The organism is Streptomyces sp. NPDC058464, from assembly GCF_042721035.1.
Classification (GTDB): domain Bacteria; phylum Actinomycetota; class Actinomycetes; order Streptomycetales; family Streptomycetaceae; genus Streptomyces.
In genome coordinates, this window is the sequence record NZ_JBHXMA010000028.1 from 24,006 (window position 1) to 36,443 (window position 12,438).

The following is a 12,438-nucleotide window of genomic DNA, read 5'->3' on the forward strand; positions in this document are numbered from 1 at the left end:
GCCGAGGAACGACAGCCCGACCTGTCTGTGCACATTGTCTCGACGCGCTGAACCACAAGGTCTCTGTCTGCGAAAGCCCCCGCCGCCCACCGAGATCCGGACCAGGGGCGGACCAACTTCGCCTCTCGTCCGACGAATTCACTCATTTCTGCAGACGAGGAGGCGGCCAGGCCGCTCATCGAGCACCGAGGCGTATCCAGACCGACCCTCTGAACAGGCCTTTCACGTCCAACCTTCCGTGAGACGGAAGCCTTATTGCGCCCCCGTGACGTCCTTCCGGACGATGTCGCCACCACCCAACGACGGGAGCCGCAGCCATGCCTCACATGACCGCCTTCGCCAGGAACCAGTGGTACGTCGCCGCCTACAGTCACGAGGTCGGGCGGGAGTTGCTCGGGCGGACGATTCTCGGGGAGCCCCTCGTGTTCTACCGGGCGGCGGAGGACGGTGCGCCCGTCGCCCTGAGCGACCGGTGTGTGCACCGCCGTTACCCGCTGTCGGAGAGCGGGCTCGACGGCGACCGGATCGTGTGCGGGTACCACGGGTTCACCTACGACCGGACCGGCGCGTGCGTGTACGTGCCGGGGCAGAAACGCATCCCGCGCACCGCCCGGGTCGCCTCCCACCCCGTGGTCGAGCAGGACTCGCTGGTGTGGGTGTGGGTCGGTGACCCGGCGCTCGCCGACCCGCAGGCCATACCGCGGGCGCGCCACCTCGACTCCCCCGGCTGGACGACCGTCCGCGGCATGGAGCCGATCGACGCCGACTACGGCCTCCTCGTCGACAACCTCCTCGACCTCTCCCACGAGACCTATCTGCACGGCGGCTACATCGGCACCCCCGAGGTCGCCGAGACCCCCATCACCACCGAGGTCGACGAGGGCGCTGGGATCGTGCGGGTCAGCCGGCACATGGACGACGCCGAGTGCCCGCCGTTCTACGCCCGTTCGACCGGGATCTCGGGGCGCATCACGCGTTGGCAGGACATCGAGTACCACGCGCCGTGCCTGTATCTGCTGCACAGCCGGATCGCCCCCGTGGGCGTGGTGCCGGAGGCCGACGGCAGTGACCCGGACGGCTTCCACACCGAGATCACCTACGCGATCACCCCGTCCGCGGACGGCAAGGTGTACGACTTCTGGATGGTCTCCCGGGACTGGGCGACCGAGGAAGCCGAGGTCACCGAGTTCCTGCGGAGCAACAACCACACGGTGGTCATGCAGGACGTGGACGCCCTCAACCTCCTGCAGCGGACGCTGGGTTCGGAGCGGGCCGGCTACCAGGAGCTGAGCATCAACATCGACACCGGCGGTCTCGCGGCCCGCCGGATCCTCGCCCGGCTGGTCGAGGAGGGCGACAAGCCCGTGGAGAAGGTCCTGTGAGCGCACCGACAGGTGAGATCTACCGCATCGACTGGCTGCCGGGCACCGACGTCCTGCACGGCACCTGTCACTGCGGCGCCGAGCACACCGCCCAGGACCCGGTCGAGATGTGGGAGTGGATGCTCGGCCACCCCGAAGGCCACCGGCCGCGGTCCCAGGTTCAGGAAGAGTCCCCGGAGCGCACCCCATGAGCCTTTACGAAGCCGAACTCGTCGTGACGGAACGCGTGTCGGCGGCCGAGGAAGTGGTCGCCCTGACTCTGCGGCATCCGCTGGGCGAGGAACTGCCGGGCTGGGAACCCGGAGCGCATGTCGACGTCGTGCTCGGGCCGGGGCTGGAGCGGCAGTTCTCGCTCTGCGGGGATCCTGAGGACCGCTCCGGCTGGCGCGTCGCGGTCCTCAGGGAACCCGACGGGCGCGGCGGATCCGCCTACGTCCACGAGCAGTTGGGCGTCGGCGACAAGGTGCGGGTGCGGGGGCCGCGCAACCACTTCCGGCTCGAGTCCGCACCCCGCTACCGGTTCGTCGCGGGCGGTATCGGCATCACCCCGATCCTGCCGATGCTCGCCGCCGCCGAGGCCGCGGGCGCCGACTGGACGCTGCTGTACGGCGGACGGACCCGGCGGTCCATGGCGTTCACCGGCGAGTTGGCGCGGTACGACGGGGAGCGGGTCACCGTCGCTCCGCAGGACGAGAGCGGGCTGCTGGACCTGGCGGCCGTACTCGACGACGTCCCGGACGGCACCCTCGTGTACTGCTGTGGTCCGGGGCCCTTGCTGGACGCGGTGGAGGAGCGCTGCCCGGCCGGCGTGCTGCGGGTCGAGCGGTTCCGGCCCAAGGAGCAACAGGCGGGCGAGGAGGGGGAGTTCGAGGTCGTCCTCGCGCAGAGCGGTCGTACCCTCACCGTCGTGCCCGGTGTCTCCGTGCTCGACACCGTCCGGGCCGCCGGGGTCGAGGTGCTCTACTCCTGCACCGAGGGCACCTGCGGGACGTGCGAGACGGACGTCATCGAGGGCGACCCAGACCACCGGGACTCGGTGCTCACCGAGGAGGAGCGGGCGGCCGGGGAGACGATGCTCATCTGCGTGTCGCGGTGCCGAGGGGCGCGTCTGGTGCTGGATCTGTGATCCGCAGGTCCGCCTCGATCCGCGCCACCGCCGCCAGCAGGTGCGGCAGCAGATCGCGGCGGGCCGCCCCGGCGGAGGTCCGGCCGGAGTGCATCGCGAGCACCGCCCCGGCCACCACCCGGCCGCTCCGGTCCCGTACCGGAGCGGCCATCGTGCTGACCCCGGCCTCGGGATCGCCTTCCAGCAGGACGCAGTCGGGTGGAGGCTCCCCGGCCAGCAACAGCCTCCCCGCCGCCGTCCCGTACGCCGGCAGGCGCGCTCCCACCGCGATCGTCGCCGCCATCACCCGCCGGGGCCGGGCGGCGGCGACCGGTACGACGGCGTCGCCGTCCAGCAGGTACAGCGCCGCCGACTCCCCGGCCAGCTCGGCGAGTTGTGCCAGATGCGGCTGCGCGAGGTGCGGCAGGTCCAGGCCCGAGAGGTAGGCGTAGCCGAGTTCCAGGACGCGCGGGGTGAGGCGGAAGCGGCGGCCGTCCGAATGGACGTAGCCCAGGTCGGCGAGGGTGAGCAGCAGGCGGCGGGCGGCGGCCCGGGTCAGGTCGCAGGCGCGGGCCACCTCGCTGAGCGTACGCGCCGGATGTTCCGCGTCGAAGGCCCGGATGACGGCCAGGCCACGCTCGAAGGACCTGACGAAATGCGGTGCGCGGGCATCCCTCGACACATCCCTCGACATCGTCGCCTCCCGGTCCGACTCATGGTCCGACACGGAGAACACGGTGAGAGCGCGGTTCGATAACTGTCAACAATTTTGTCAGCTAAACCCATTGACCGGGTTGCACGGCCGGTTCTACCTTCCCGCTGAGCACCAATCGAGCACCAGTGTGCGCACAGCGCACAGCCTGTCGGAACACCGTTGTCTGCACAGGAGGAGCCATGCGTCGTCTGCTTGCCGGTCTCGCGACCGGTACCTTCCTGCTCGCCACGGCGGCCTGCGGCTCCTCCGGGGGTTCGTCGTCCACCTCGCCCTCGTCGGGCGGCACCACCACCGTCAAGGTGGGGATCATCCCCATCGTCGACGTGGCCCCCCTCTATCTCGGCCAGAAGGAGGGCTTCTTCAGCAAGCGCGGCCTGAAACTGTCGATGACACTCGCCCAGGGCGGCGCGGCCATCGTGCCCGGTGTGACGAGCGGTCAGTTCCAGTTCGGCTTCAGCAACATGACCTCGCTGATGATCGCGCAGTCCAGCGGCGTGCCGGTGCAGGCGATCGCCAACGGCGTGGCCTCCACCGGCGTGGCGGGCAAGGACTTCGGCGGGCTCGTCGTGAAGAAGGGCAGCAGCATCACGTCGCCGAAGCAGCTGGAGGGCAAGAAGGTCGCCGTCAACACGCTGAAGAACATCAACGAGACCGCCGTACGCGAGTCCGTGCGCAAGGCCGGCGGCGACCCGGACAAGGTGCAGTTCGTCGAGCTCGCCTTCGACCAGATGCCAGCCGCCCTCGACAAGGGCCAGATCGACGCCGCGATGGCGGTCGAACCGGCCCTTGCGACCATGAAGCTCCAGGGCGCCACCGAGATCGCCTCGCCGCTCGTCGACGTGGCGGCGAACCTGACCGTCGCCATGTACTTCACCTCGACGTCGTACGCGCAGAAGAACCCCGGCGTCGTGACGAAGTTCCAGGCGGCCGTGGCCGAGTCGCTGTCCTACGCGGACGCGCACCCGGACGAGGTCCGGCAGATCGTCACCACCTACACCAAGACCCCGGCGGACGTCCTGGCCAAGGTGACCCTGCCCAAGTGGCCCGCCGAGGCGAACCGTTCCTCGATCGAGACGCTGGAGAAGCTCAGCGAGCAGGACGGCCTCTTCAAGACGGCACCCGACCTGGACAAGCTGCTGCCGTGAAAGAAGTGAAAGGGCTGAACACCGCACTCGGTGCGGCCGGGCTCGCGGCCTTCCTCGCCCTCGGCGAGGCGGTGCCGCGGCTCGGCCTGGTCAAGGCCGACTACTTCCCGCCGACCAGCAGGATCGCCCGCGCCCTCGGCACCGAACTCGGCGACAAGGCCTTCTGGTCGGCGCTCGGCGACACCCTGACCGGCTGGGCGGTGGGCCTGGCCGTCGCGGTCGGCGCCGGGATCGTGGCCGGCGTCGTCCTCTCGGTCGTCCCGCACCTGCGCGAGGCGACCGCCTCCACGATCGAGTTCCTCCGCCCGATCCCCTCGGTCGCCCTGATCCCGCTCGCGATCCTCCTCTACGGCACCGAACTCCGCTCGGTCCTCCTGCTCGTCGTCTACGCCTCCTTCTGGCAGGTGCTGATCCAGGTGATGTACGGCGTCCAGGACGTCGACCCGGTCGCCGAGGAGACGGCACGGTCGTACGGTCTCGGCACCTGGGCCCGGGTCCGCCATGTGCTGTGGCCGACCGCGCTGCCGTACGTGATGACCGGTGTCCGGCTGGCCGCCGCGGTCGCGCTGATCCTCACCATCACCGCCGAACTGGTCATCGGCGCACCGGGGTTGGGGCAGCAGATCGCGGTCGCCCAGGCCTCGCAGGCGGTCCCGGACATGTACGCCCTGATCGTGGTGACCGGGCTGCTGGGGCTGGTCATCAACGTGGGCGCCCGGTCGGTGGAGCGGCGGGCGCTGGCCTGGCACCAGTCGGTGCGCGGGGAGGTGGCGGTGTGAGAACAGTACTGCTGAGGGTGGGATACGTCCTCGCCCTGCCCGCCGTCCTGGTCGCGCTGTGGTGGCTGGCCTCCGACGGCAGCACGAACGTCTACTGGCCGCCGCTGCGCACGATCCTGCAGACCTTCCCGGACGTCTGGACCGGTCAGCGGCTCCACGACGACCTGCTGCGCAGTGTGCTGCGGCTGCTCGCCGGATACGCGTCGGCGGCCGTCCTGGGCGTGGCCCTGGGCACGGTCATCGGCTCGTACCGGCGGGTGCGCGCGGTGTGCGAGCCGGTCCTGGAGTTCCTGCGGGCGGTGCCGCCGCCGGTGCTCGTCCCGGTCATCATGCTGTTCGCGGGCATCGGCGACGGCATGAAGATCCTGGTGATCGTCAGCGGCTGTGTCTGGCCGATCCTGCTCAACACGGTCGAGGGTGTACGGGCGGTCGACCCGGTGATGGCGGAGACGGCCCGTTCCTACGGCATCACGGGCGCGGCCCGGCTGCGTACGCTGGTACTGCGTTCGGCGAGTCCGCAGATCTTCGCGGGCCTGCGGCAGGCGCTGTCGATCGGGATCATCCTGATGGTCATCAGCGAGATGTCCGCTGCCAGCAACGGGCTCGGCTTCACCATCGTGCAGTTCCAGCGCAGCTTCGCGATCCCCGACATGTGGACCGGGATCCTGCTGCTTGGCCTGCTCGGCTTCGCGCTGTCGGTGGTCTTCCAGGTGGTCGAGCGCCGGGTGCTCGGCTGGTACCACGGGCTGCGCGCGACAACCCGGCGGTCCTGAATGAACCTCGTGAAGGGGCGGTCCATGCTCGACGTACGCGGCCTGCAGAAGGTCTACGACGGATCCGGCCGCCGTGTCGAGGCGGTGCGGGACCTCACTTTCACCGTGGAGGCGGGCGAACTCGTCTGTCTGGTCGGCCCGTCGGGCTGCGGCAAGACCACGCTGCTGAAGTGCATGGGCGGCCTGCTCACCCCGACCGGCGGTGAGGTCCTCCTGGAGGGCCGGAGGGTGAGCGGTCCGCCGCCCGGGATGGCGTTCGTGTTCCAGGAGTACGGCCGCAGTCTCTTCCCCTGGATGCGGGTCGCCGAGAACGTCGAACTCCCGCTGAAACAGAAGCGGTTGCCGCGTGAGCGAAGGAAGGCGCTCGTCGCCGACGCGCTCGGCTCGGTCGGTCTCGGGGACGCCGCCGGTGCCTACCCGTGGCAGCTCTCCGGCGGTATGCAGCAGCGGGTGGCGATCGCGCGCGCCCTCGCCTACGAGCCCCAGGTGCTGCTGATGGACGAGCCGTTCGCCGCCGTCGACGCCCAGACCCGGGCCGATCTGGAGGACCTGGTCCGGGGGTTGTGGCGGGAGCGCGGGATCACGATCCTGTTCGTCACGCATGACATCGACGAGGCGGTCTACCTGGGCCAGCGGGTGATCGTGCTGTCCGCCTCCCCCACGGTCGTCCAGGAGCAGCTGAAGGTCGATCTGCCGGACGAGCGCGATCAGTTGCACACACGGGTCGCCCCGCGCTTCGCCGAACTGCGGACCCACGTCTACGAGCAGATCCAGGCGGCGAAGCGCGGGGTTCCCCGGGGGGAGGACCCGGTCACGAAGTCAGATACGCCTCCACTTCACTGAACTGGCCCGCCGGCCAGCCGTTGTTGGCGGTGACGGTCAGCCGCAGATAGCGCAGGTTGGTGGAGCCGGGCAGCGCCACGGTGACGGTGTTGCCGGTGGCCGGGTCGAAGCGGTAGCCCGTGGAGCCCACCACGGTCGAGTAGGTGGAGCCGTCGGTGCTGCCCAGCACGGTGATGGTCTGGGTCCGCGCGGCCCAGGCCGAGGACGGGGGCAGCTTCAGCACCAGGCGGCGGGCCGCGTAGGAGGCGCCGAGGTCGACGGTGAGCGACTGCGGGAAGGCGTTGTTGGCGGACTCCCAGTAGCTGTTGGCGTCGCCGTCGACGGCCCTGCCCGGGGTGTAGACGTCCTGCGAGCCGGTGGCGGTCGCCGGGCGGCCCTTGGCGAGGTTGCGGTTCGGGTCCGGGTCTGGGTTGCCCTGCCCCGGCGTCGGCCAGCTGGAGCAGTCGGCCCAAGTGCTGGACCAACCGGAGTTGCCGCCGCCGTCGGTGAGCGCGAAGGAGCCGGAGTTGGCCGGGTAGGGGCAGTTGTAGATGCCGGCCGCGCCGACACCGGTGGCGGTGACGTTACGGAAGGTGGCGGCGCCCTGTGCCTCGGCCTGGACCACGACCGTCCCGGTGTTCTGCACGGTCGCGCCGGTCACGTTGACGTTCCGGACCGCATACCCCTGCCCGCCGCCGGAGACGAACTCGAAGGCGCTGTACGGGCTGTTGGTGATCGTGGTGTTGGTGATGTTGACGGTCGCGTTGATGGCGCTGTCGTAGGAGTCGACACGCAGCGCACCCATCGGGTGGTTCCAGTTGGGGTTCATGGCGCCCGTGCGCACGAGCGTGTTGCCGTCGACCGTGATGGTGCCGGCCAGCGGGGAGAACGGGTCGAGGAACTTCTGGTTGGAGATGGCGATGCCGCTGCCGAGGGCGTTGGTGTCGGAGATCAGGTTGTTCTTCACCGAGAGGTCGGTGCCGCCGTAGATGGCGATGCCGTTGGCCAGGTTCGGCTGGGAGATGGTGTTGTTCGAGAATCCGGAGTTGGTGTCGGGCGAGTTCAGGGACCACATGGCGAGGGAGTCGTCGCCCTGGTTGCGCAGGAAGTTGTTGCGGACCTGGACGCCGTGGGCGTTCCCGTTGAGGTTGAGGCCGTCGGCGGTGGTGTCGAGGATGCGGTTGCTCTCGACGACCAGGTTGTCGTTGTTGCCGGTCAGCCAGAACCCGCACTTGAGGTGCTGGATCCACATGCCGGAGACCGAACTGTTCGGCCCGAGCGAGCCGTTGACGAAGTTGTCCGGGTTGGAGTCGACGCGCTCGGTGACCTCGCCGATCACCGCGAAGTTGTTGATGTGGACGTTCCCGGAGGAGCTGGACTGGTCGATGAACCGGGAGGTGTGCACGACCGAGTACCAGCTGCCGGCGCCGAGGAGGGTCACGTTCTGCACGCCGCTGAGCGAGGACGTGAGCTTGTAGTCGCCCGGCGGGATCCACACCGTCCCGCCCTGGGCGGCGGAGACGGCGTCGCGGAAGGCCTGGGTGGAGTCGCCGTTGCCGCTGGGGTCGGCGCCCTTGGAGACCACGGAGACCGATCCGGCGGGCTGTGAGGCGGCCCCGGCGACCTGCTCGAAGTCGGCCACGTCGACGGTGACTTGAGTACCGGTGGACTCGAAGGCGACCTTGTCGCCCGCCTGGATGTTCTGGCCGGGCAGCAGCCGGGCGTTGTCGAAGAAGTGGTGCTGCTTGGCGCCCGCGATCCAGCCGGTGTCGACGTAGGAGTACTTCGACGTGACGGCCAGGGTCTTCGCCAGCTTGACGCCGTTGACGTACACGTTCAGGGTGCCGGTCTGGCCGTCGGGGACGCTGTAGGAGAGGTTCACGGCGTTGGCCGCCTGGGGTGCGGTGAACTCGACCCGCTGCCCGGAGGTCAGACGCACGGCCTGGCGTCCGGAGGCCTCGGAGGCGAGGGTGCCCTGGGTGTAGTCCGGGCCGATCTTCGTACCGGTGGTGGTCGCCGACTCCGCCTCCACGGAGGTGAAGGGGAGGCTGGCGCCCGCGGCCGCGTGGGCGGCGGGCGCGACGGCGACGAGCATGCCCGCGGCCAGCGCTACGGCGGCCGCGACGGCTGGCATGCTCCTGACAGTTCTACCTGTGGTGCCCTGCATGTGCTGATCCCTTCGGTGTGGGGGGACGGGATAGCGCGAGCGGTACCGGCGGCTCAGTTCGTCAGCCAGGCCGCCGTGTCCTGCGGCAGCCGGCCGGCGTCGTCCAACGGGCCGCTGCTGAGCAGGAGTCGGGAGTGGGCGGGGAGTTCGGCGGGGGTGGCGGCGAGATTGACCACGCAGGTCACGCCCTCGGCGCGGGTGAAGGCGAGGACGCCGTCGGGGGCGGGCAGCCAGGTCAGCGGGCCGTCGCCGAAGTGCGGGCGCAGGGCGACGGCGCGCCGGTAGAGGGCCAGCATGGAGTCGGCGTCACCTTGTTGGCGGTCGACGGCGTACGCCTCCCAGCCGGTCGGCTGCGGCAGCCACGGCTCCTCGCGCGAGCCGAAGCCCGCGTACGGCGCCCCGGCCGCCCAGGGCAGCGGCACCCGGCAGCCGTCCCGGCCGGGGTCGGTGCCGCCGGACCGGAAGTACATCGGGTCCTGGATGCGGTCGACGGGGATCTCGGCCTCGGGCAGCCCCAGCTCCTCGCCCTGGTAGATGTACACGGCGCCGGGCAGGGCCAGGGACAGCAGCGCGGCCGCACGGGCCCGGCGGGTCCCCAGCTCCAGGTCCGTCGGGACGCCGAAGGCCTTGGCCGCGAAGTCGAAGCCGGTGTCCTCACGGCCGTACCGGGTGGCCGTGCGGGTCACGTCGTGGTTGCACAGCACCCAGGTGGCGGGGGCGCCGACCGGGGCGTGCTCGGCGAGGGTGGTGTCGATCGAGTTCCGCAGCCGGGCCGCGTCCCAGGGGCAGGACAGGAAGGAGAAGTTGAAGGCGGTGTGGAGTTCGTCGGGGCGCAGGTAGCGGGCGAAGCGTTCGGCGTCGGGCAGCCAGACCTCGCCGACGAAGACGCCGTCGTAGTGGTCGGCGACCGCGCGCCAGGAGCGGTAGATGTCGTGGAGTTCGTCGCGGTCGACGAAGGGGTGGGGGTGCGGGTGCGAGGCCAGGTCGGGCAGGTCCGGGTCCTTGGCGAGCAGGGCGGCCGAGTCGATGCGGACGCCCGCGACGCCCCGCTCGAACCAGAAGCGCAGGATGTCCTCGTGTTCCTGGTGGACGGCCGGGTGGGCCCAGTTGAGGTCGGGCTGTTCGGGGGTGAAGAGGTGGAGGTACCACTCGCCGTCGGGCAGCCGGGTCCACACCGGTTCGGTGGAGCCGACGAACTGCGACGGCCAGTCGTTGGGCGGGAGGTCGCCGTTCGGGCCCCGGCCGGGCCGGAAGTGGAACAGCCCGCGCTCCGGGCTGCCCGGCCCGGCGGCCAACGCGGCCTGGAACCAAGGGTGTTGGTCGGAGACATGGTTGGGGACGATGTCGACGATCGTCCGGATGCCCAGCTCCCGGGCCTCCGAGATGAGTTTCTCGGCCTCGGCGAGGGTGCCGAAGGCCGGGTCGATCGCCCGGTAGTCGGCGACGTCGTACCCGCCGTCCTTCATCGGTGACGGGTACCAGGGGCTGAACCACAGCGCGTCCACGCCGAGTTCGGCGAGGTACGGCAGCCTGGCGCGGACGCCCGCGAGGTCGCCGGTGCCGTCGCCGTCGTTGTCGGCGAAGCTGCGGACGTACACCTGGTAGATGACGGCCGAGCGCCACCAGTCGTGGTCCTCGTGGTCCTCGTGGTCCTTCGGGGCATGGCTGGGCTGTCCCACGGTGCGAACCTTTCTGTCGGAGGAAGGGCCGTCAGCCCTTGGTGCTGCCCGCGCTGATCCCGGCGATGATGTGCCGCTGGAAGACGAGGAACAGCGCGACCATCGGGATGCTGGCGATCACCATCGCGGCGATGAGCACGGTGAGCTGGATGTTCTGCGACAGCTGGACCAGGGCCACGCTGATGGGCTGCTTGTCGGTGTCGGAGAAGACCATCAGCGGCCACAGGAAGTCCTGCCAGACCGCGACCAGGGCGAAGATCGACACCACCCCGAGCACCGGGCGGGACATGGGCAGCACCACGGACCAGAGGATGCGCAGCTTTCCGGCGCCGTCGATCTCGGCGGCCTCCAGCACGTCGCGGGGCAGCTGGTCGAAGAACCGCTTCAGCAGATACAGGTTGAAGGCGTTGGCGACGGCCGGCAGCCAGATGCCGAGCGGGTCGTTCAGCAGGCTGGTGTGGATGAACGGCAGGTCGGCGGCGGTCAGGTACTTGGGTACGACCAGGGCCTGGGCCGGAACCATCAGGGTGGCCAGGATGCCGCCGAGGATCACGTTGCCGAACGCCGGTCTGAGTCTGGACAGGGCGTAGGCGGCGGCCGTGCAGAACACCAGCTGGAAGGCCCAGGCACCGGCCGCCTGCACCACCGTGTTCCACAGGTGCTCCGGGAGCTGCATCAGGTCCCAGGCGTCGGTGTAGCCGGACAGGTGCCAGTGCTCGGGGACGAGGGTGGGCGGGGTCCGGGCGACCTCGTCCGGTGACTTCATCGCCCCGGTCACCATCCAGTACACGGGGAAGAGGAAGGCGAGCGCGAAGAGCAGGACGACACCGGTGAAGACGGTCCAGTAGACCGCCCGCCCGCGCGGGCGGGCCAGCGTCGCCGGCGAGATCAGGGTGCGGGTGGCGCTGCTCATCCGTCCTCCCCGGAGCGGGTCAGCCGCAGGTACCCGGCCGAGAAGGTGCCGAGCAGCACCAGGAGCATCACGCTGAGCGCGCAGGCGCCGCCGAAGTCGTTGTAGAGGAAAGCGTACTTGTAGATCAGGTAGAGCACGGTGACCGTGGCGTTCTCCGGGCCGCCCCCCGTGATGACGAACGGTTCGGTGAACACCTGCATGGTGGCGATGATCTGAAGGAGCATCAGCATGAGGATGACGAACCGGGTCTGCGGGACCGTCACGTGCCGGATGCGCTGGAGGAGGTTGGCTCCGTCCAGTTCGGCGGCCTCGTAGAGCTCGCCGGGGATGGACTGGAGGGCGGCCAGGTAGATCAGGACCGTGCCGCCCATGTTGGCCCATGTCGCCACGATCACCAGGGAGATGAGCGCGGTGCCGGTGCCGTTGGTCCAGTTCGAGGTGGGCAGGTGCAGGAAGCGCAGGGTCTCGTTGGCGAGGCCGGCTCCCGGATCGTAGAACCACTTCCACAGCAGGGCGCTGACCACCGGCGGGATCATCACCGGCAGGTAGACCACGACCCGGAAGAACGCCTTCGCGTGCCGCAGTTCGTTGAGGACCAGGGCGAGGACGAACGGGATCGCGAAGCCGATCAGCAGGGCCAGCAGCGTGAAGGTGAGGGTGTTGCGCCAGGCCGCCGAGAACTCCGGGTCGTGCAGGACCCGGGTGAAGTTGGCGGTGCCGACCCACTCGGCGGAGGAGCCCGGCGTGTACTTCTGGAAGGAGATGACGACCGCGCGGATCGCCGGGTACCAGGAGAACAGGGCGAAGCAGATCAGTCCGCCGAGCAGGAAGCCGTAGGCGCGGACCTGGTCGGTGATCCGGCGCCGCCTCCGGTCCCCTGCCGGGGGCGGCGCCGGGGCCTGTCGGGCGCCGACCGCCGCGCGGGCGGGTCGGCGCTCGGCCGTCTTGGTCATCGTGG

At 70.1% G+C, this 12,438-nt stretch carries 12 protein-coding genes; 7 read left to right on the plus strand and 5 right to left on the minus strand.

Features of this window, described 5'->3' with window-relative positions; genetic code table 11:
- Positions 1-317: 317 nt before the first annotated feature.
- The 3 genes from ACFWPQ_RS32315 to ACFWPQ_RS32325 are packed head-to-tail and all read left to right on the plus strand — an operon-like array spanning position 318 to position 2,508.
- Entirely contained in the window at positions 318-1,382 is a 1,065-nt protein-coding gene (locus ACFWPQ_RS32315) for a Rieske 2Fe-2S domain-containing protein (RefSeq protein WP_384042519.1), read from the plus strand.
- Entirely contained in the window at positions 1,379-1,573 is a 195-nt protein-coding gene (locus ACFWPQ_RS32320) for a hypothetical protein (protein ID WP_384042522.1), read from the plus strand. The genes ACFWPQ_RS32315 and ACFWPQ_RS32320 overlap by 4 nt, the downstream gene beginning before the upstream one ends.
- Entirely contained in the window at positions 1,570-2,508 is a 939-nt protein-coding gene (locus ACFWPQ_RS32325) for a PDR/VanB family oxidoreductase (protein ID WP_384042525.1), read from the plus strand. Before ACFWPQ_RS32320 ends, ACFWPQ_RS32325 begins: the two co-directional genes overlap by 4 nt.
- Here ACFWPQ_RS32325 and ACFWPQ_RS32330 read toward each other — a convergent pair.
- Positions 2,459-3,169 carry a helix-turn-helix domain-containing protein gene (locus ACFWPQ_RS32330; protein ID WP_384042801.1) on the minus strand — a complete coding sequence of 237 codons (711 nt, stop codon included), beginning with the start codon at positions 3,167-3,169 and terminating at the stop codon, positions 2,459-2,461. The two genes, ACFWPQ_RS32325 and ACFWPQ_RS32330, sit on opposite strands and share 50 nt — an antisense overlap.
- A 212-nt stretch (positions 3,170-3,381) precedes the next feature.
- Between ACFWPQ_RS32330 and ACFWPQ_RS32335 the strand changes: the two genes are divergently transcribed.
- The 4 genes from ACFWPQ_RS32335 to ACFWPQ_RS32350 are packed head-to-tail and all read left to right on the plus strand — an operon-like array spanning position 3,382 to position 6,742.
- Complete coding sequence (locus ACFWPQ_RS32335) at positions 3,382-4,347, plus strand: ABC transporter substrate-binding protein (RefSeq protein ID WP_384042528.1); 966 nt, start codon at positions 3,382-3,384, stop codon at positions 4,345-4,347.
- A gap of 5 nt (positions 4,348-4,352) precedes the next feature.
- Positions 4,353-5,126: an ABC transporter permease gene (locus tag ACFWPQ_RS32340; RefSeq protein WP_384042803.1), complete on the plus strand. Its 774-nt coding sequence runs from the start codon at positions 4,353-4,355 to the stop codon at positions 5,124-5,126.
- Positions 5,123-5,899, plus strand: a complete 777-nt coding sequence (locus tag ACFWPQ_RS32345; protein WP_384042531.1) for an ABC transporter permease — start codon at positions 5,123-5,125, stop codon at positions 5,897-5,899. Before ACFWPQ_RS32340 ends, ACFWPQ_RS32345 begins: the two co-directional genes overlap by 4 nt.
- Before the next feature lie 24 nt (positions 5,900-5,923).
- Positions 5,924-6,742, plus strand: a complete 819-nt coding sequence (locus ACFWPQ_RS32350) for an ABC transporter ATP-binding protein (protein ID WP_384042534.1) — start codon at positions 5,924-5,926, stop codon at positions 6,740-6,742.
- Here ACFWPQ_RS32350 and ACFWPQ_RS32355 read toward each other — a convergent pair.
- Genes ACFWPQ_RS32355 through ACFWPQ_RS32370 form a run of 4 tightly spaced genes read right to left on the minus strand, consistent with a single transcriptional unit; the run spans position 6,711 to position 12,433 of the window.
- The gene (locus ACFWPQ_RS32355) at positions 6,711-8,888 is read right to left on the minus strand and encodes a discoidin domain-containing protein (RefSeq protein ID WP_384042537.1); all 2,178 of its coding nucleotides are present in this window, start codon (positions 8,886-8,888) and stop codon (positions 6,711-6,713) included. The two genes, ACFWPQ_RS32350 and ACFWPQ_RS32355, sit on opposite strands and share 32 nt — an antisense overlap.
- Before the next feature lie 53 nt (positions 8,889-8,941).
- Complete coding sequence (locus ACFWPQ_RS32360) at positions 8,942-10,567, minus strand: glycoside hydrolase family 13 protein (protein WP_384042540.1); 1,626 nt, start codon at positions 10,565-10,567, stop codon at positions 8,942-8,944.
- A 31-nt stretch (positions 10,568-10,598) separates the two neighbouring features.
- Positions 10,599-11,480: a carbohydrate ABC transporter permease gene (locus ACFWPQ_RS32365; protein ID WP_384042543.1), complete on the minus strand. Its 882-nt coding sequence runs from the start codon at positions 11,478-11,480 to the stop codon at positions 10,599-10,601.
- Positions 11,477-12,433: a carbohydrate ABC transporter permease gene (locus ACFWPQ_RS32370; RefSeq protein ID WP_384042546.1), complete on the minus strand. Its 957-nt coding sequence runs from the start codon at positions 12,431-12,433 to the stop codon at positions 11,477-11,479. Before ACFWPQ_RS32370 ends, ACFWPQ_RS32365 begins: the two co-directional genes overlap by 4 nt.
- Between the last annotated feature and the right edge of the window lie 5 nt (positions 12,434-12,438).